19 protein-coding genes, 2 rRNA genes and 1 pseudogene are annotated in these 19,770 nt (G+C 44.6%); 13 read left to right on the top strand and 9 right to left on the bottom strand.

From position 1 onward, the window contains the following. Position 1 precedes the first annotated feature (1 nt). Positions 2–1,027: an ABC transporter permease gene (locus tag IPP74_04865; GenBank protein ID MBL0318607.1), complete on the top strand. Its 1,026-nt coding sequence runs from the start codon at positions 2–4 to the stop codon at positions 1,025–1,027. A 12-nt stretch (positions 1,028–1,039) separates the two neighbouring features. Here IPP74_04865 and IPP74_04860 read toward each other — a convergent pair whose 3' ends face one another. Then, a complete protein-coding gene (locus tag IPP74_04860) occupies positions 1,040–1,741 on the bottom strand; it encodes a hypothetical protein (GenBank protein ID MBL0318606.1) in 702 nt (233 codons plus the stop codon). A gap of 81 nt (positions 1,742–1,822) precedes the next feature. Here IPP74_04860 and IPP74_04855 point away from each other — a divergent pair, with 81 nt between their 5' ends. Next, on the top strand, positions 1,823–2,665 hold the full coding sequence (locus IPP74_04855) for a kinase/pyrophosphorylase (protein MBL0318605.1): 843 nt from the start codon (positions 1,823–1,825) through the stop codon (positions 2,663–2,665). Then, positions 2,640–3,413: a peroxide stress protein YaaA gene (gene yaaA / locus IPP74_04850; protein MBL0318604.1), complete on the top strand. Its 774-nt coding sequence runs from the start codon at positions 2,640–2,642 to the stop codon at positions 3,411–3,413. The genes IPP74_04855 and yaaA overlap by 26 nt, the downstream gene beginning before the upstream one ends. 1 nt (position 3,414) lies before the next feature. Here the strand turns inward: yaaA and IPP74_04845 are convergent, their stop codons facing one another. Together IPP74_04845 and iscX are read right to left on the bottom strand one after the other, a co-directional pair. Next, positions 3,415–4,230, bottom strand: coding sequence for a DUF3365 domain-containing protein (locus tag IPP74_04845; protein MBL0318603.1), 816 nt, complete (start codon positions 4,228–4,230; stop codon positions 3,415–3,417). An 84-nt stretch (positions 4,231–4,314) separates the two neighbouring features. After that, a complete protein-coding gene (gene iscX / locus IPP74_04840) occupies positions 4,315–4,509 on the bottom strand; it encodes a Fe-S cluster assembly protein IscX (GenBank protein ID MBL0318602.1) in 195 nt (64 codons plus the stop codon). A gap of 85 nt (positions 4,510–4,594) precedes the next feature. Between iscX and nadC the strand changes: the two genes are divergently transcribed. From nadC to IPP74_04800, 8 genes are all read left to right on the top strand, one after another. Beyond that, a complete protein-coding gene (gene nadC, locus IPP74_04835; GenBank protein ID MBL0318601.1) occupies positions 4,595–5,440 on the top strand; it encodes a carboxylating nicotinate-nucleotide diphosphorylase in 846 nt (281 codons plus the stop codon). A gap of 228 nt (positions 5,441–5,668) precedes the next feature. Continuing rightward, the gene (locus IPP74_04830; GenBank protein ID MBL0318600.1) at positions 5,669–5,914 is read left to right on the top strand and encodes a hypothetical protein; all 246 of its coding nucleotides are present in this window, start codon (positions 5,669–5,671) and stop codon (positions 5,912–5,914) included. Positions 5,915–6,227: 313 nt separating this feature from the next. Next, positions 6,228–8,986: ribosomal RNA gene (locus tag IPP74_04825) — 23S ribosomal RNA — on the top strand. A gap of 106 nt (positions 8,987–9,092) precedes the next feature. Next, positions 9,093–9,207, top strand: a 5S ribosomal RNA gene (gene rrf, locus IPP74_04820). A gap of 110 nt (positions 9,208–9,317) precedes the next feature. Next, complete coding sequence (locus IPP74_04815; GenBank protein ID MBL0318599.1) at positions 9,318–9,896, top strand: isoprenylcysteine carboxylmethyltransferase family protein; 579 nt, start codon at positions 9,318–9,320, stop codon at positions 9,894–9,896. Between the two features lie 117 nt (positions 9,897–10,013). Further along, a complete protein-coding gene (locus tag IPP74_04810; protein ID MBL0318598.1) occupies positions 10,014–11,579 on the top strand; it encodes a pyridoxal phosphate-dependent aminotransferase in 1,566 nt (521 codons plus the stop codon). 166 nt (positions 11,580–11,745) lie between these two features. Next, positions 11,746–13,161: a hypothetical protein gene (locus IPP74_04805; GenBank protein ID MBL0318597.1), complete on the top strand. Its 1,416-nt coding sequence runs from the start codon at positions 11,746–11,748 to the stop codon at positions 13,159–13,161. 205 nt (positions 13,162–13,366) lie between these two features. After that, positions 13,367–14,863, top strand: coding sequence for a M10 family metallopeptidase C-terminal domain-containing protein (locus tag IPP74_04800; GenBank protein ID MBL0318596.1), 1,497 nt, complete (start codon positions 13,367–13,369; stop codon positions 14,861–14,863). Between the two features lie 11 nt (positions 14,864–14,874). On the opposite strand, the gene IPP74_04795 is transcribed toward IPP74_04800, so the two are convergent. Genes IPP74_04795 through IPP74_04780 form a run of 4 tightly spaced genes read right to left on the bottom strand, consistent with a single transcriptional unit; the run spans position 14,875 to position 17,963 of the window. After that, positions 14,875–15,675, bottom strand: coding sequence for a tryptophan synthase subunit alpha (locus IPP74_04795; GenBank protein MBL0318595.1), 801 nt, complete (start codon positions 15,673–15,675; stop codon positions 14,875–14,877). Further along, positions 15,672–16,892 (bottom strand): tryptophan synthase subunit beta, encoded by a 1,221-nt coding sequence (trpB, locus tag IPP74_04790; protein ID MBL0318594.1) that lies wholly within the window; start codon positions 16,890–16,892, stop codon positions 15,672–15,674. Before trpB ends, IPP74_04795 begins: the two co-directional genes overlap by 4 nt. Before the next feature lie 41 nt (positions 16,893–16,933). Continuing rightward, positions 16,934–17,566 (bottom strand): phosphoribosylanthranilate isomerase, encoded by a 633-nt coding sequence (locus IPP74_04785; GenBank protein MBL0318593.1) that lies wholly within the window; start codon positions 17,564–17,566, stop codon positions 16,934–16,936. A gap of 4 nt (positions 17,567–17,570) precedes the next feature. Then, positions 17,571–17,963: a hypothetical protein gene (locus IPP74_04780; GenBank protein ID MBL0318592.1), complete on the bottom strand. Its 393-nt coding sequence runs from the start codon at positions 17,961–17,963 to the stop codon at positions 17,571–17,573. Positions 17,964–18,065: 102 nt separating this feature from the next. Between IPP74_04780 and IPP74_04775 the strand changes: the two genes are divergently transcribed. Beyond that, positions 18,066–18,521 carry a hypothetical protein gene (locus IPP74_04775; GenBank protein MBL0318591.1) on the top strand — a complete coding sequence of 152 codons (456 nt, stop codon included), beginning with the start codon at positions 18,066–18,068 and terminating at the stop codon, positions 18,519–18,521. Between the two features lie 87 nt (positions 18,522–18,608). On the opposite strand, the gene IPP74_04770 is transcribed toward IPP74_04775, so the two are convergent. Continuing rightward, positions 18,609–19,001 carry a helix-turn-helix transcriptional regulator gene (locus IPP74_04770; GenBank protein MBL0318590.1) on the bottom strand — a complete coding sequence of 131 codons (393 nt, stop codon included), beginning with the start codon at positions 18,999–19,001 and terminating at the stop codon, positions 18,609–18,611. A gap of 214 nt (positions 19,002–19,215) precedes the next feature. On the opposite strand from IPP74_04770, the pseudogene IPP74_04765 reads away from it, so the two are divergent. Next, positions 19,216–19,418: pseudogene (locus IPP74_04765) on the top strand (BolA/IbaG family iron-sulfur metabolism protein). Between the two features lie 52 nt (positions 19,419–19,470). Here IPP74_04765 and IPP74_04760 read toward each other — a convergent pair. Further along, positions 19,471–19,770, bottom strand: a 300-nt coding sequence (locus tag IPP74_04760; GenBank protein MBL0318589.1) for a Sua5/YciO/YrdC/YwlC family protein, incomplete at its 5' end; no start/stop codon positions are given.

Below are 19,770 nucleotides of genomic sequence, written 5' to 3'. Positions count from 1 at the left end.
TATGAAATTTTCTCCACTGACACAGCGTCGAATCGCTGCCTTTAGATCCAACCGTCGCGGCATGATAAGCCTATGGGTGTTTGTCTGTTTGTTTGGTTTGGCGCTGGTGGCAGAGCTGATTGCAAATGATAAACCTGCCATGGTGTATTATGAGGGAACATTTTATTTCCCTATTGTTAAAACCTATGCTGAAACCACGTTTGGCGGCGAATTTGAAACAGAAGCCAATTATCAGGATCCTGCCGTCAAGGCGCTGATCAAGGAGCATGGCTGGATGATTTCGCCGATTATTCCTTACAGCTATCAGACCATTAATTATGCGTTGCCTAAACCTGCGCCAACACCGCCTAGCGCGCAAAATTGGTTAGGGACCGATGATCAGGGGCGCGATCTCCTGGCGCGTTTAATTTATGGATTTAGAATTTCAGTGTTGTTTGGTTTGATCCTTACCCTCGTTAGCTCCCTAGTTGGTTTATTTGCTGGAGCGATTCAAGGATTTTATGGCGGTTGGGTGGATTTATCCTTCCAGCGTTTTATGGAAATCTGGTCGGGTTTGCCGGTATTATACGCGTTGTTGATTCTTTCAAGTTTTGTAGCCCCTGGCTTTTGGTGGCTGCTTGGCATTATGTTGTTATTTAGCTGGATGAGCTTGGTTGGAGTGGTGCGCGCAGAATTTTTGCGGGCACGTAATTTTGATTATGTTAAAGCAGCAAGAGCATTGGGAGTGAAATCAGGACGAATTATGGTGCGGCATGTCTTGCCCAATGCGGTGGTGGCCACATTGACCTATCTGCCGTTTATTTTAAGTGGCGCCATTACGACGTTAACGGCACTGGATTTCTTAGGTTTGGGAATGCCCGTAGGTTCGCCCTCGCTGGGTGAGATCCTGTCCCAGGGAAAAGAAAATATTCAAGCTCCCTGGCTAGGGATTACTGGCTTTGCTGTCCTTGCGCTCATGTTGAGTTTGCTAGTGTTTATTGGCGAAGCGGTCAGAGATGCATTTGACCCCAGAAAATCTCTGGCGTAACGAGAGGGCACATTAGCCTTTAGCGTGTAGCGGTAGATCGACATTAAAGGCGATGGATAAACGTTCAGATGTCCCTTTAAAGGGCATAACATAATGTTCCATGTAACTTGGGAACATTAATAACAATCCGGTTTCAGGTTTGATGACCAAGGTGTTGCCTTGCCCTTTCAGTGGAACCACAGCGGCGCGTGGGCGGGGGTCGCACAGGATAAAGCATCCTGCATTTTTAGAGGTATTGAGATCATCGGGGATTTCGGGGTAATACACACCGCTTACCATGCAATGCGGGTGCATGTGTGGAGCGCTGATACTCCCTTCTCTCAAAATGAGCGACCAGCCCCAAAGCTGTAATTTGAGATCACCCAAATCAGCCAAAGGAAGAGAGCTTTCCGATGACCAGTATTGCCGAAGATAATGCTGGAGATTTTTAACCAGCAGCGCGTGGAATTGTTTAACGGCAGGGCGATCAATCGTAAAAAAATCACTGGTGGAATGGAATCCTTCTTTGACCGAATTAGGGTATTTGGCTTCACGCCCTTGTTGTTCTAATTCACGGATAATAGCACTTAATTCTTTGTTCATGTCGTCAACCCCTTCGTGACGTGCCTGATAACACAGGGTGGGGAAGGTCGAAAGTGCGTGGCAATCGGCTTTGATCTGTGGGGTGATATCAAGTTTTGACTTCTTGCTAGAAATGATTTTGGTCGTGCTCATAATCGTGATATCCTTTTTCGCGTGTGTCACAGTATGCCAAACGAGAGTAACCAAAATCTTAAGAGAAGACGACGTAATTTTATGCGCAAAATAAATATCCATCTTATTTCTGATTCTACCGGTGAAACAGTAAGCTCGGTCGCACGAGCCACGCTTGCCCAATTTGATGGGATTGAAGTGGAAGAACATTTATGGCCACTTATCCGCACCACCAAACAGCTGGATCATATTTTGACGATGATTGAAGATGGTGATGAATTGGTGATGTATACGCTGGTAGAAAAAGAATTACGTGAACATCTGGCGGGAGCCTGTCTTGAAAAAGGCATTACCTGTATTCCGGTGCTGGCCAGGGTGCTTTCGGATTTGTCGGCATTTTTTGGGGTAAAAATTAAACAACAACCTGGAAAACAACATGAATTGGGAGAAAAATATTTCTCGCGGGTAGAGGCAATCAATTACACGTTGGCGCATGATGATGGTCAGGCGGTTTGGGACCTGGACGAAGCTGATGTGGTGTTGATAGGGGTTTCGCGTACGTCTAAATCGCCTACGTGTGTGTATCTGGCCTATCGTGGGTATCGGGCGGCCAATGTGCCTTTTGTCTCGGGTATTTCTTTTCCCGATGAAATCTTGAAATTAAAAAAACCGTTGATTATCGGACTAACGATCAGTCCAGACCGTTTGATTCAAATCCGTAAAAACCGATTGCTTGCACTGAAGGAATTTGAAAATACGTCCTATGTGGATAATGAAGAAGTGAACAAGGAAATTGGTGAAGCACGGAAATTATTTGCCAAATTAAAATGTCCGGTTATTGATGTGACCAGACGTTCAGTTGAAGAAACGGCTGCTAATATTATCCAACTTTACCAGGAGTTGCGGGGGGGCGACCAGCATGCTCGTACTACTGTCACCGGCTAAAACACTGGATTATCACCAGCAGGCTCCGTTTAAAGATCATACATTGCCGGATTTTTTGAAGGAAACATCCTCGCTGGCCTCTGAGCTAAAACGCAAAAAAGTAAAAGATTTACAGGAATTGATGGGCGTAAGCGAAAAAATTGCGACCGTGAATGTCGAACGCTTTAAGGCTTTTAACGTTCCTTTTCCAGAAACTGAGGCTAAACAGGCGATTTATGCTTTTAATGGTGATGTGTACGCAGGATTAAAAGCGTCTGAATGGTCGTATGAGCAATTGTTGTTTGCGCAGGCACATCTGCGTATTTTATCAGGATTTTATGGCCTATTGCGGCCGCTTGACCTGATGATGCCTTATCGACTTGAAATGGGCACTAAACTCAAAACAAAACGTGGCAAAGACCTCTATCAATTTTGGGGTGATGGAGTGACGCTTGCTATCAATGGCGATCTAGAAAAACAACAAAAGGAGGACAAGGTCATCATTAATCTTGCCTCGCTGGAATATGCCAAAGTAGTGAGCCCCAAAGCGCTCATAGCAGCAAAAATCGATATTGAATTCAGGAATAAGGTTAAAGGTGTTTATCAGGTCGTAGGGTTACATGCTAAATACGCCAGAGGGTTAATGGCCAGTTATATCTGTAGACATCAGCTCACACACCAGGAGGCGCTTAAAGATTTTGCTGAAGAAGGTTATCGGTATGATGCGGTACAATCGACCGACACCAAATGGATTTTTCTGGGTCAATAAGCTAGTGTGTTGTAAGGCTGTCTTTGACGATGGTTACCGTTATGATGCCCGCAAAATCTTCGGGCCGTTTGCCTTCGCGCTTGGTTCCCGTAATATCTTTCTCAGCCTTAGGTGACCCGTGGCATAGTAGGCACGATTGTGCATAATATTCCGGATATGCCACACGCACGATGTGTTTGCTGCCATCTTTTAAATGGTCAACAACCGGCTTTCCCTTTGGATAGAGGGCGCCTTGAATACGTTTTTCAATGGCATATTTTTCCCATTTATCGGGCCGGTTCCAGAAACTTCTGAGTGAAGAATAGGAATTGGTGATATGGATCTCGACATTGTCCTTCGTTTTAGCAGCAAAGGCTTTCGCTACTGCTTTGGTAAACTCGTCCGGGCCAAATTCTTTATAGGCGACTTCCTTTTTGTTAATATGGGGAAGGTTTTTATCGATGGTTTCTTTCATGGTCAGTAAGAGGCTGTCTAGTTGAAAGTAAAGAACCGATCCATGATCAAGCTTATCCATTTCATACCCTGAGATAACAGAAAACTGATCGCTGATTTTGTCTGTCACGACCGAACTATCAAGCCCTTTATCCCCTTTTTGGGGGTCATTTATGATGATCTGCTGGTCGGATATAACTAATCGTCCGGCATGAAGCAGTTCAGCAAGTGCTATGGCTATAGCGGAATCCCCTTGGTCTTCTATGCGATTTTTAGAAAATTCAGCAACGGCATAAGCCTGGGATGGATTTAAACTTCCACAGCTCAGTAGGAAAGCAAGAAAAGCGACTAATGGAAAACAAGAGGATTTATGAAAAAGGCGCATACAGAGACCTGGTTGAGACGACATTAACAGTACATCCCAAAAGGCTAATACCTAAACGTTAACAGACCCATAAAATGAAAGCGGTTATTCCCGTTCGTCTATCCATGCCAGCTGAATGGCTTCTAGGATTTTTTCATTGCACCGATTGGGATCGTCACTAAAGTCTTCTAGGTCCATAACCCATTGATATAGATCAGTAAATCTTAAATTGAGGTTGTCGACCTGTGGGTATTTTTCCTCCAGGGCAATTGCGATATCATAAATGTCGGTCCACAGCATGGTTATTCCTAAAATGAGATTGATTAAAGATGCCGATAAAGATAGTATAGCGGGCTTGATAGTAATACCATTATAGAGGCTTTCGATGCAACTGGATTTCCGTGAAATTGATCCGTTATTGGATCAGGCATTAATAGAAGATATCGGGCGTGGGGATGTAACATCCAATGCCGTTGTCCCTGAAGATGAGCGTGCAAAATTTAATATTGTCAATAAGCGACCGCTTATTGTGAGCGGCTTGACGGTGATTATCCGTGTGTTCCAAAAGATTCAGCCGGATATCATCATCGATATCCATAAAAATGAAGGCGAATATGCCGAAAGTGGGCAAATACTAGTGTCGGGCGAGGGCTATGCAAGGGCTATTTTAGCCGCAGAGCGGGTGGCTATTAATCTGCTCCAGCACATGTGTGCTATTTCTACTTTAACTAGGCAATATGTTGATGCCGTTTCGGGGACGCATGCTACGATTCTTGATACTCGAAAAACGACCCCTATCCTCAGAATGCTAGAGAAATATTCTGTTAAGGTTGGTGGAGGGGCTAACCATCGCTACCGTCTTGACGATGGTGTGTTGATTAAAGACAATCATATCGTGATTGCTGGAGGGGTTAAAGAGGCGGTGAATCGCGCGCGCGCGGCTTCTTCGGTGATGGCTCGTATTGAGGTGGAATGTGAAACCCTTGAGCAGGTTCAAGAAGCTCTCGATGTTAAAGCTGATATGATTATGTTGGATAATATGTCTGTGGAACAGATGGAGCTCGCTTGCCGTATGGTAAAAGGCCGGGTACCTGTAGAAGCTTCAGGTAATGTGACTCTTAAAACCGTTAAGCAAATTGCTGAAACCGGTGTTAACTTTATCTCAGTAGGTCGCTTAACCCACTCTACGCCTAGTGTTGATATCAGTCTTGATTTGTTTAAGTTCGATTAAAAACAGCACGCTTTGTCAATTTACTTGTTTTGCCCAGACAAGTGCTGGTGGGGAGCGGGGGGGGTGACTTCCTAGCTCCCCTTTTATTAGGGGGCAGGGCAAAAGAAACGGTGGTGGGGGTGCAAGGCACTCCTCCTCACATTTACATATTAAACTCCATAATATTAGCCAAATATCAACCACCCGTGTGTAACATGAAGCCATATAATGAGGTTGAGGGCTCCGACGATGGACACAGATATATATGGATTTCAGCAATTGCCTTTAGCTAAAATGGAGTTGGTCAATAAGAATGACCACCAGTTTCGTGTCTATGATGCTTCTGGGAAATTTATTACTGTTGAAGCCCATTCGGTTAGAGAGGCTTTGGAATTGGCTAATGTAAGTAAGCCTACACAGATCATTCCAGTTAATATGTTGATCAGTGATCTGCTGCAAAAGGCTGAAATTCGCCCTATAAATCAGAATTTTTAGTTTTTTTATTCAATTTTGCGCGGATCAGCCCTTTTTCTGTAGTGAGGGTCAAAAAATAACCATTTGAAATATAATGAGTTTTGAAAAAAAATCAAAAAAAATCAAAAAAAATCGCTTTTAGCTGTTGACAGTGGGGAAAGAGTTGGGTATACATATTAACCCGCACTGAACTGAAATTGAAAGTGTGGAGCTGTTTGAATAGTGAAGAAAATTCTATTGTTTTTCCTAACAATTAAAAAAAGTTTGTTTGAAATAATAACAAACTCCGCGAGTATAAATTTTACTCTGCATATGAGCCATAATCTCAAGTGTCGATTGAACATAATAAGGGCATTTGGTGGATGCCTTGGCATTAGAAGGCGATGAAAGACGTGGCACGCTGCGAAAAGCCTCGGGGAGATGCGAGCAATCGTTGATCCGAGGATATCTGAATGGGGGAACCCACCTGTTTATCAGGTACCCTGACATGAATACATAGTGTCTGGGAGCAAACCCAGTGAACTGAAATATCTAAGTAGCTGGAGGAAAGGACATCAAACGAGACTCCGTTAGTAGTGACGAGCGAACGCGGAACAGGCCAGTGGCCTAAGGTGGATAACTGGAACAGAATGGAAAGTCTGGCCAAAGAAAGTGATAGCCTTGTACAGGTAAATAACCTTAGGTCCTTGAGTAAGGCGGGGCACGTGAAACCCTGTCTGAACGTGGGAGGACCATCTTCCAAGCCTAAGTACTCTCTAATGACCGATAGTGCACAAGTACCGTGAGGGAAAGGTGAAAAGAACCCCGATAAGGGGAGTGAAATAGAACCTGAAACCAAATGCTTACAAGCAGTAGGAGGGGACATTGATCCCTGACTGCGTACCTCTTGTATAATGGGTCAGCGACTTAGTCTGTCTAGCAAGCTTAAGCCGTTAGGTGTAGGCGTAGCGAAAGCGAGTCTTAAATGGGCGTTAAGTTAGACGGATTAGACCCGAAACCGTGTGATCTAGCCATGGGCAGATTGAAGGCGCAGTAACATGCGCTGGAGGATCGAACTCATTACCGTTGAAAAGGTACGGGATGACCTGTGGTTAGGGTGAAAGGCCAATCAAACTCGGAAATAGCTGGTTCTCCGCGAAATCTATTTAGGTAGAGCGTCGTATGTTTACCCTCGGGGGTAGAGCACTGGATGGGCTAGGGGGTCCCAAAGACTTACCAAACCTAACCAAACTCCGAATACCGAAGAGTATAGTACGGCAGGCAGACCATGGGTGCTAAGGTCCGTGGTCGAGAGGGGAAGAGCCCAGACCGCCATCTAAGGTCCCCAAATCATGACTAAGTGTGAAAGGATGTGAGGAAGCCATGACAGTCAGGAGGTTGGCTTAGAAGCAGCCATCCTTTAAAGAAAGCGTAATAGCTCACTGATCTAATCAAGCTACCTTGCGCCTAAGATGTAACGGGGCTAAAGTCATGTACCGAAGATGCGGATTCAGGAATTCCGCGTGAATTCCTGAGTGGTAGCGGAGCGTTCTGTAAGCCTGTGAAGGTGTACCGCGAGGTATGCTGGAGGTATCAGAAGTGAGAATGCTGACATGAGTAGCGACAAAAAGTGTGAGAAACACTTTCGCCGAAAGTCCAAGGGTTCCTGCGTAAAGTTAATCTGCGCAGGGTTAGTCGGCCCCTAAGGCGAGGCCGAAAGGCGTAGTCGATGGGAACTAGGTTAATATTCCTAGACCTGTGGGTAGTGACGGATCCCGTATATTGTGTGTGCTTATTGGATTGCACATGCTATGAAGGGGTTCCAGGAAATAGCTCCCACGTATAGACCGTACCCGAAACCGACACAGGTGGACTGGTAGAGTATACCAAGGCGCTTGAGAGAACGATGCTGAAGGAACTCGGCAAATTGCACTCGTAACTTCGGAAGAAGAGTGGCCTGCATTTGGGCAACCAAGTGTGGGTGGCACAGAGCAGGGGGTAGCGACTGTTTAACAAAAACACAGGGCTATGCAAAATCATTTAAGATGATGTATATGGTCTGACGCCTGCCCAGTGCCGGAAGGTTAAAAGGAGGAGTGCAAGCTCTGAATTGAAGCCCCGGTGAACGGCGGCCGTAACTATGACGGTCCTAAGGTAGCGAAATTCCTTGTCGGGTAAGTTCCGACCCGCACGAATGGCGTAACGACTTCCCCACTGTCTCCAGCATCGGCTCAGCGAAATTGAATTCTCCGTGAAGATGCGGAGTACCCGCGGTTAGACGGAAAGACCCCGTGCACCTTTACTACAACTTTGCAGTGATATTAGAGATAGTTGTGTAGGATAGGTGGGAGGCTATGAATCAGTGGCGCCAGCCATTGTGGAGCCAACCTTGAAATACCACCCTATTTATTTTTGATATCTAACCACGTCCCATGAAACTGGGACTGGGACCCTGCATGGTGGGTAGTTTGACTGGGGCGGTCGCCTCCCAAATCGTAACGGAGGCGCGCGAAGGTAAGCTCAGGCTGGTCAGAAATCAGCTTTTAGAGTGCAAAGGCATAAGCTTGCCTGACTGCGAGGAGTACATTCCGAGCAGAGACGAAAGTCGGTCTTAGTGATCCGGTGGTTCTGTATGGAAGGGCCATCGCTCAACGGATAAAAGGTACGCCGGGGATAACAGGCTGATGATTCCCAAGAGTTCATATCGACGGAATCGTTTGGCACCTCGATGTCGGCTCATCACATCCTGGGGCTGGAGCAGGTCCCAAGGGTTTGGCTGTTCGCCAATTAAAGTGGTACGTGAGCTGGGTTCAGAACGTCGCGAGACAGTTCGGTCCCTATCTGCCGTGGGTGTAGGAAATTTGAGAGGATCTGCCTTTAGTACGAGAGGACCGAGGTGGACGTACCTCTGGTGCACCTGTTGTCACGCCAGTGGCACAGCAGGGTAGCTATGTACGGTCGGGATAACCGCTGAAAGCATCTAAGCGGGAAGCCTCCCTCAAAACTAGATTTCCCCATTAAGATCGTGGTAGACCACCACGTTGATAGGCTGGGTGTGTAAGCGCAGTAATGCGTTAAGCTTACCAGTACTAATAATCTGATTGGTTTAATCGCTTTAATCTGAGATTATGAGTTTCATATGCAGATTAAAGTTTATACCCCACATTAGGAATAAACTTAGAATTTTCTTCACGCTCAGCTAATCAAAACACTTGGTTAGCCTGGTAGTTCTAGCTAAGGTGACACACCCGATCCCATTTCGAACTCGAACGTGAAACCCTTATGCGCCGATGGTACTTCGTCTTAAGACGCGGGAGAGTAGGTCGCTGCCAGGCTTACCAAGTGTTTTTTTTATTTCAGATTATCAAAAAAATCTGGCCGGCTGTTTGTGTTAGTGACTTTAACATGAGGGAATATTATGGCCAAAGCGCTGAATAAGAAGCGGATGCTTCACTCAAAATTAGCAATCATTGTTGTTTTTTTCTTAGTTATTTTCTCGAAAACATGGGATGATACTGAGAGCCCCTTGCATGATGCTCTCGATCTTATTGGCTATGGACTGATAACCGTTTGTGCCTTAGGACGCGTTTATACCAGTGCATTTTTAGGGGGCTTTAAAAATGCTGAACTCATTCATTATGGACCTTTTTCAGTTGTGAGGAATCCACTGTATTGTTTTTCACTTTTGGGTGTTACGGGCATTGCCTTTATTTCTAATCATCTGGTTATTATTCTTGCTGTGCCTCTTTTCTTTTTATGGATGTACCATCTTCTTGTTAAGCGCGAAGAAGTGTTCCTAAAAGAAAAATTTGGGCAAGCGTATATTGATTATATGCAAACGACTCCGCGCTTTTTTCCTAAGTTTTCTTTATATACGGCTCCAGAAACGGTGTTAATGAGTCCACACTTTATTAAGAAAGCGTTTGGAGATGCGTTAAGTTGGTTTGTCGCGTTGCCGATAATCGAATTTATTGAATACCTTCAGACTAATCATATTGTGAAACCACTCTTCACCCTGATCTAAACACATCGCTGCTTTTTGCTTTATGCTCCGTCCAAGACGTTAATATTATTTAACTTTCAATGTGTTGCGAATTTTTTTTTCTTGGATTATAAAAGCTCTAAATGAAATAGAGGTTTTATGTCTAAAGCAAGCCAGTGGGTAAATAAGGTTGGTGGTCCACAGAGCAATCGTCAACATGAAGGTTTTAAACCAGGATATAGGTTTCCATTTGCAGAGCGCGCGTTGGTTAAACGTAATGCCATTCGAGCGATGTTTGATGCACAAGGTATTTTAGATCAGAAATTAATATCCGCCAACTTGCCTCCAGTAAATAAATTTAGCATTGGACAGCCGCATTTACCGCCCTCATTTTACGATCAGTCATTGAAGCCTATGAATGCTATTGCTGCGCGTAGAGGTTATAGTAGTGAAATAGGAGAGAGGGAAATAAGAACGGATGCTGCCGCTTATGTAGTAGGACACTTTCCGCAACTGAAGGAGATAACGGATTATAGTAATATTGTTATAACCGCAGGTGCATCGTGTGGCCTAACGTTAGCAATTAAATGTCTTATTAATACTGGGGATAAGATTTTGCTTTTTGTGCCTTATTTTGCAGCCTATGGAGGCCATATAGACCAAAATGTGGATGGGGCCACCATTCTAAAGTTACCTACCCATACAACTGGTTATAAGCCAGACTCTGAAGCGTTAAGAAAAATGCTGGGAGAGCATCAGCCAAAAGCGATTATTTTTAATAATATTTGTAATCCAACGGGTGTAGCGCTAACTGCGACCGAAATGTCGGCGTTTGCCGACGTATTAAGAGCCTTTCCAGACACTTGGATAATCTCCGATTTAACCTATGCGGATTTGGCGACCGATCCCAACCTGGGAATTAGCTATAATGACACTACATCGCTTTGGGAAGCGGACACGAGCGGAATGCCGGAACTACTGACGGTTGCCCCTGATTTGGCCAGACGGACGATGTGTGTATTTTCAAATTCCAAGGGACTTACCGGTGATCCTGGAGCACGATGTGGTTTTATGTGGGCTCCGCGTTTTGCAACCTATGTTGATGGCAGTGATGTAGTCGACCCCCGGACGAATGAAAAATGTGATATCCCAAAGATGCTTTCTACCCTTCAGCTTCATATGATTACCTCTGTTTCTAAACGGGAGCAGGCAAGTTTATGGAGGACATTACAAGCCGAATTAGGCCTCGGTTCTGAATCTGAGAATAAGCAGCAGGCGCTTGAGAGATCAAATCGCCTAAAGGCATACTGGGATTTATCTCAAATTATGTCGGAGGAAATTCCTAAGGCTGGGTTTAGGCAATTGTCTAAGCCTGCCGGTGGATTTTTTACCTTTATTGAATTATCAGATCTTCAGGGTAAGGTTATGCCGCAATCGGTACGCAGCTTCAATGGTCTAGTGATAGAAGACTTACACGCTGAGCTTGATAAAAAAATTATCGAAACAGATGTGGATGCTTGTAATTTTCTGTTATTTGTGGCTAATGTGAGTGTTGTTGCTGGAAGCGGTTTTGGAATGGATCCTCTGGCCATGACTGCACGGGTAGCCTTTGCCACAGAAACAGATAAAGCACTTCAATTTTCTGAACAGGTCAATTATGCAAGAAACCTATTATTAAAGGTGAATATAGGGGTAAATCATCATGAATGCGCAATGTCACAATGAGGGAAGAGTTACGTAAAATAGGCATTCTTCATGGGGCTTTCATAAAAAGTTGATGAAATTACAAAATTCAATTGCTATATACAATGGGGATGATACAATTCAGTCCGCTGATGTTTGTTTTTATTAATCATTTTTGTATTAATCGATTGAATTAAAAGGATTTTTTATGACTTTTCCTACTGCGCCAACTCCGGCTTCATACTTGATGAGTGGCTATTCATGGACAGGAACGGCTGGTAAATCTGCTGATGTCAGCTTTTCATTTGCTGATATGGCAGGAGACAGCATGAGTGCGTTTACGTCCGAGCAAAAGACCTCAGCGATTGCGGCCATGCAGGCCTGGGCTAATGTTGCCAATATCACCTTTACCGAAAACAATCTCCATAATGGTGCGTCCGCTAATATTTTATATGGTAAGGAAGACCTTCCGCCATATGTATTAGGTGAAACAACACGCTATAGCTATGGCAATAATAAGCTCGCTTTTGCGGATGTGGCGATTGATATCCAGGAAACAGGGTTTACGCCAGGAGGTTCTGGTTATCTTACCATGCTTCATGAAGTCGGCCACGCGCTTGGTTTTGATCATCCTGGCAATTATGGTCAAGGTGAAACCCCACCATTTGCACCTGTGGCAGAAGATAGTACAGACCTTACCGTGATGTCGTATTATAATGGAACCTATACGCATTATAACGATATCAATCCAACAGGACCTATGCTTTATGATATTGCGGCCATGCAATTTTTATATGGGGCCAATCATAATTATCACAGTGGTAACGATACGTATGTGATGGATGGTCATAAAGCTGCCTATGCTCTGTGGGATGGTAATGGTGTTGATTCATTGGATGCTTCCAGCTATTTAGGCGATAGCGTCCTAGACCTGCGTGAAGGTAAGGATAACGTTAATCATCTGGGACAATCAGCTGTGTGGTGTGCATTTGGGGCTAATATCGAAAATGCTACTTCAGGGGCAGGAAATGATCTTATTAATGGGAATAGCCTCAATAATAGCCTTTCTGGAAATGCCGGTAATGATACGATTTCAGGTAATGAGGGGAATGATACCCTTTCGGGTGGCATAGGTAATGATAGTCTGCAAGGAAATGCGGGCAATGATTCTCTTTTAGGAGGCGATGGGAATGATTTCCTTCGTGGAGGTAAAGACAATGACTTCCTTCAGGGGAATACGGGTAATGATATACTCTATGGCGATATCGGCAATGATACCGTATTCGGTGGTCAGGGAAATGATATGCTTCATGGGGGTGACGGTATTGATTTTTTGTATGGCGATAAGGGTGGAGATACCTTATTTGGTGAAGCCGGGAATGATTATTTTGTCTTTAATAACGCCGATGGAGGCCATGATTATATTCAGGATTTCGCCGGAGCTGGTTTCGCGTTAGGTGATGTGATAGAAATTTCTTCGCAGCTGGTAAACAGCATCGATATGATCATGCATGATATCAGTTATAATAGCACCGGCGCTGATATTAATTTGGGTAATGGTAACATCATTACCCTAATTGGCGTTACACATGGCCTGACAAATAGTGATTTTATGCTTATTTAAAACGGTCATTGTTCCTGGTTTCGTCTGCCCCTCAAGGCGAAGGGGTGGACGAAAGGGGGGGGTGAAGTTAAATGGGTTGCATTGCCGGTAAGCGCGTCAAGAACAGGCTCGGCTTGTGTTCCTTTTAAATAGGTTAGTGTTGTTTATTTAAGGTTTTTCAATCTTCTTTCGTTATGATCATACATGAAGAAGGAAGGAGTGCGCCATGGGATTTTTTGATGGACCCTATTACGTTGATGCGTTAATGGACAGTATTTCATGGACAGGAACAACCGGCGCTCCTGCCACGGTCAGTTATAGTTTTGTGAGTTCGCCTTTTATTAGCGGCACGCCACTTACGACAAACCAGCAATCGGCAGCACTTGCTTCAATGGCGTTGTGGTCAAATGTAGCGAACATCACGTTTGTGGTGGATGACAGCAATCAAGGCGGAAATGCCGATATTTTATTTGCTCAATCCCAATTGGGTGGCTCGACCCTTGGAGTAACTAGCTATACTATTTCGGGAACAACCATTCTAGGCGTTGATATCCGAATGGATGTTGATGAAACGGGCTATACTGCAGGGAACTCCGGCTTCTTGACGGAAATGCACGAAATCGGCCATGCGCTTGGCCTTGACCATCCGGGGCATTATGGTGGAACAACGTCTCCCCCATTTTTATCGGCTGCTGAAGATAACAGCGATCATTCGGTGATGTCATATTTTGATGGTACTTATACAAATAGTGTTTTATTTCCCAGTACACCCATGATTTATGATGTTGCGGCAATTCAATTTCTTTACGGAGCCAATACATCCTACCATTCCGGCAACGACACGTATGTACTGGATAGTAACGCGGCGGGTTCTTGTTTATGGGATGGTGGTGGCAATGATACACTGGATGCCAGTGCGTATAGCCTGGGTGCCACGATTGATTTGCGGGCCAGTATTAACAACGTGACCAGCATAGGTGCAAACCATATGTGGATGGCACTTGGTGCTAATATTGAAAATGCTACGGCAGGAAACGGGAATGATACGATCCATGGTAATGAGTTAGCCAATATTCTCCATGGTGGTGGTGCGAATGATAGCCTGATGGGAAATGAACAAAATGATCAATTGTTTGGCGATGCCGGACGTGATTTTCTTCAAGGAAATATGGGCAATGATGTTCTCTTTGGTGGAGATGATAATGATACTATTTGGGGCGGAAAAGATAATGATGATCTAGAAGGTCAGCTAGGCGCCGATAGTTTAAGTGGGGATTTAGGCAATGATACCATCAATGGTGGAGACCAGAATGATTCCATGTTAGGTGGAGCCGGTCGTGATGTGATGAATGGCAATCAAGGTAATGACACTATTTTGGGTGGCGATGACAATGATGATATCCATGGCGGTCAGGGCAACGACAGTCTCAATGCCGGTACTGGCGTTGATACGATTGCTGGTGATAAAGGCAATGATATCTTGGTAGGTGGTACAGGTAATGACAATTTTGTCTTTTCCACCGAGAGTGGCATCGATACAGTTCAGGATTTTGTTTCTGGTGATCATCTTTGGGTCAGCAGTGCCGTTTATGGAAGTGCATCAACGGTGATAAGCCATAGTACGGTGGTTGGCAGTGATACGGTCATCGATTGGGGGGTAGGAAACCAAGTCACGCTGATTGGCTATACCCACCTAAGCACAACGGACATCTTTATTATTTAGGCTATTGTTTGTTACGCGAGTGCGGCAGCAATAGATTGAACCAATTCTTCTATGGGTTGGATGGCTTTTTGCGGTGAAGCAAGATTCTGTTCAATAAACGCAACCAATGCAGAGCCAACCACCACGGCATCGGCGGCATTTTTAAGGGCAAGGGCTTGATGCGGGCCTTTAATGCCAAAGCCAACGGCAACCGGCAACGTTGTATGGTGTTTGAAATGCTGGACAGCGCGTTCAATGGATTCGGTCGAGGCAATTTTAGTGCCGGTAATGCCAGCAATTGACACATAATATAAAAATCCGCCCGCATGAGGCAAAATCACTTCAAGGCGTTTTTCATCTGTGGTTGGTGTTACTAATTTAATTAAGTGCAGACCATATTCTCTACATGCGTTGAAAAGCTCATGATCTTCTTCTGGTGGCACATCAACAACAATAAATCCATCTGCACCCGCCGCTGCTGCATCGCGCACGAATGGCTCTACACCATAGCTAAGGATCGGATTGTAATACCCCATCAAAATTAAAGGAGTGGTAGCGTTTTCACTGCGGAAAGCACTCACTAAATTCAGTACATGATGAAGATTAATGCCTTGCTTAAGTGCTCGTTGCCCGGCTAATTGTATGGTTGGCCCATCGGCTGCTGGGTCAGAAAACGGCATGCCGATTTCGATCATGTCCGACCCTGCTTTTGCAAGAGTTTTGATAATCTCTAAAGAAACATCAAATGAAGGGTCTCCTGCCATGGTAAAGGTGATAAGGCCAGGGCGACCTTGTTGTTTGAGTTGGGAAAAACAGGTTTCAATCCGGTTCATGAGAGTGTAATCCCTAAAGCGTTAGCGACCGTGAAAATATCTTTGTCACCCCTGCCGCAGACATTGACGACCAGTAGGTGGTCTTTGGGTAGGGTTGGTGCAATTTTAATAACATGCGCTAAGGCATGGCTTGGTTCCAGAGCCGGAATAATACCTTCCAGACGAGAACATTTTTGAAAAGCATCTAATGCCTGGTCATCGGTTGCTGTGGCATATTCAACGCGTCCACATTCATGTAAGTAGGCGTGTTCAGGGCCAATTCCTGGATAATCAAGGCCGGCTGAAATCGAATGAGTGTCTTGAATTTGTCCATATTCATCTTGAAGGTAATAAGAAGCATTGCCATGTAGCACACCCAGGCGGCCCTGGTTAATGGAAGCGGCATGTTCTTGATTATCTAATCCTTTTCCTGCGGCTTCTACGCCAATCATTTTCACCGTGGAGTCATCGATAAAAGGATAAAAGAGTCCCAGGGCATTTGAGCCGCCGCCAATACAGGCAACCAGCGTATCGGGAAGTCGGCCTTCTAATTCATTCATCTGCGTGCGGACTTCTTTGCCGATGATCGACTGGAAGTCGCGTACCATCATCGGATATGGATGAGGGCCTGCTGCGGTGCCAATGAGATAATAGGTGTCTTCAACGCGCGACACCCAGTGACGTAATGCCTCATTCATGGCATCTTTCAACGTAGCAGTCCCAGATGCAACACTTTCTACCTGGGCTCCTAAAAGTTTCATGCGGAATACATTGGGTTTTTGCCGTTCGACATCTTTAGCGCCCATGAAAATAACGCATTCCATATTAAACAAGGCGCATACGGTGGCCGTGGCAACGCCATGCTGACCTGCACCCGTTTCGGCAATGATGCGTTTTTTGCCCATAGCTTTTGCCAACAGGATTTGTCCGAGGCAGTGATTGATTTTATGGGCGCCCGTATGGTTAAGCTCATCTCGTTTAAAGTAAATTTTAGCCCCGCCTAAAAAGTCGGTTAGTCGTTTTGCATAATAAAGTGGGCTGGGCCTGCCGGTAAAGTGGCGGTTATAATGCTCCAGTTCTTTATGAAAAAGCGGGTCATTTTTAATCTTGGCGTAGGCTTTGTCTACCTCAAGAATTAGGGGCATGAGTGTTTCGGCAACGTAACGACCGCCGAAGGCACCAAAATGGCCGTTAGCGTCAGGTTGATGATAGGGTGTGGTTAAGGTCTGTTTTGGCATGGGCTTATTATAGGTATAAACCATCAAAACGCCAGCAGAAATTATGCCTTAACTGCCGCAATAAATGCTTTTATTTTTGATAAATCCTTGATGCCGGGTGAACTTTCAACCCCCGAAGAGACGTCAACAGCAGGGGCATCGGTGAGGAGCAGGGCTTCTTTCACATTGTCAGCATTTAACCCACCGGAGAGCATCCACGGAATCGAAGGCGTACTATTTTTCAGTAAGTTCCAGTCAAAAGACAGGCCCATGCCTCCAGGAAGTGTCCCTGAGGGTGTTTTGGCATCCAGTAATACGATGTCGGCAGCTTTATCAAAGAGGTCTATATTTTTCAGATCACTTTTTGCGGCAATGGGTAAGGCTTTGATGATTTGGCAGCCCGTTAAAGCGCGTATATGGTTTAGGCGCTCAGGGGATTCGTTGCCATGAAGTTGGATAAAATCTGGTTCAAAAATCGATTTCATAGTAAGCAACTGGACATCGTCAGGATTAACCATAACCGCAACGGATGGAGTCGAGGGAGGCAATAAGCGTGCCAGTATGGCTGCTTGTTCGTAGGAGATGTTTCTGGGGGAGCGAGGAAAAAAAACAAAACCTACGTAATCAGCGCCTGCATTACAGGCGACCTCAACGCTCTGGCGGGTTGAAAGCCCACAAATTTTGACGAAAGTCATAGGTTTATTTCCTGGAAAATAAGTGACGCTTGCTAACAAAGGCCTGTTGTTGTGGAACATACGTGATCATCCAATCGACGATCTCTTGTTCTGTGCGTATAATTTGTTGATAGGTAATTTGGCGGCGATTCTTATGTTGCGATGAAGTGCGCTTTAACAGGTGAAACGATCGTCCTGCCAAAAAACCGCTTAGTAGGGTGCTGCCGAGCAACAGCGATAGTGGAATGCGGTGCAGACTGGCTGTAAAATGGTCGGCCAGGACGCAGGCTGCCATGAGTAGGGCAATGATTAATAAAAGGAAGCGGCTTAATATAACACGCATGAAGAAGGTTACCTGTAAAAGAATGCCTAGAAAACGCAGTCCACTTGTTTGGGACATTGTCTCTATCGGTTTCATTTTAACTTCTTTTTAAGAAAAACCAAGACCATTTAATGATTGTTAATCATTATGTAGTAATATCATTTATTAGAAGTATTTTTAAGAAAAATGGGAGGAACTATGAGTAAAGTATGGGTAGGGATAATGTTGTTTGTGGGTACATTAGGATATCTTCATTATCAGTTTTTGATGATGAATCAGGATATGGTAGATGTAAAAGATCAGCTTAATATCATGGAACAGCAAATGTATCCGGGTGCGGATGTCGCAAAATTACATGCTGTGCTGAGAGAAAAACAGGTGGATCGCGAGAAAGAACATCGCTTGATGAATCTGATTAAAGAATCGATTGCTAAAGCAAAAGAATATATGAAAGATACATTGAAAATGACAGAACAAGAAATCAATGAAATCTTCCATAGAGATGAAGCTTCCGATGATGCCACTGCAAAAGACGACGTGAAGAAGGACGTAAAGGACAAATATGAAGATGTTAAAAAGGAAGTCAAAGATGATGCTAAGTCGGTTAAAAAAAATGTGAAAGAAAAAATCGATAGCATGAAAAAAGACGACTAGCAACACTCGACGTGCGAGGGTATACATAATAAAAAAGCCAGGATACTAATCCTGGCTTTTTTTATGGCGCATAGCGTTTATGTGTGTTTAAGCCTCAGCCAAAATTCGAATCAACGCATTGACTGCGTCTTGATAAAGCGGTTTGCGAATACGCATGAAATTGCGTGCAACTTCTAGACACATGCGTTGATGTTCATCAGGAATAACGGTATTACCGTCTGCATGATTCTCAAAGAAATAGCGCACTTCAACTCCAAGTGACGATGAAATGGCGGCCAGGCGACTCGCTGCAATGCGATTGGATCCTTTTTCGTATTTCTGCAATTGTTGATGGGTAACACCTACCTTATCAGCCAATTGTTGACGCGAAAGACCTTTGGCCATACGCAGTTCTTGAATGCGTCGGCCGATTTCTCTATCGATGTCATTAATTGAGATATTTCTACTAAATTTTCTGACAGGCTTTTTTAGTTTTGTCATAGCTTTTCCATCACGAGTGTTAAATTCTGTTCACTATTTATAATACAAATAGATATTAATTTCAATACAAAAGTTAGTTAACATACTAAAATATATAGATTTTTTCGTTCTCTGGTTTCGTGTTAGTGCAGATTTTATCATGAGGGCTATAATAAAACTCTAGGTTGAGGAATTCCCTGTTTTGCTTTGTCAGGCTTTATGTTATAAGGATGGTATGATACGTAACACCGATATTAATTTCTCTTTACGCAAATCTATCAATGTCCAGCAGCTGGAAATTGAAGATTTTTCTGCGGAGCATGCTGGCCATAACGCTGATGCTAAAATGGGCGGCACGCATTTTCGAGTGGTCATTGTTTCTCGCCTGACTTGGGGGCTTTGAAGCGGGCGAAACGCCACCAGCTGTGCGGTGGATGATGCATTAAAGACTTACTGGCGCAAAAGCTTCATGCTTTAACTATCCAGGCGCTTACTCCCCAGGAGCGGCACGACCAAGGACGCTGATAAGTGTATCAAAGCTAAGGTTGCCTTCTCGCACCATTTTAAGAGTGTCCGTGGTCAAGTCGATCACGGTGGACGCCTGTTTAGAGAGGGGATAAGCAGATGAAAAGACGGTTTCCACTGTAGGAAATGTTTTGCAAATCGCTTCGGGATCATTCAGCGGTGGCTGGCCGGAGAGGTTAATGCTTGTTGCTACCAATGGTTTACCCCATTGTTTAAGGAGTGCCGAAGCTTCGCTATGATCGGGGATACGAATGCCTAAGGAACC

Source organism: Alphaproteobacteria bacterium, assembly GCA_016722515.1.
In the GTDB taxonomy this organism is placed as follows: Bacteria; Pseudomonadota; Alphaproteobacteria; order Rickettsiales; family JADKJE01; genus JADKJE01.
The sequence above is the reverse complement of the archived record's forward strand: the minus strand, read 5'-3'. Positions and strand labels throughout refer to the sequence as shown.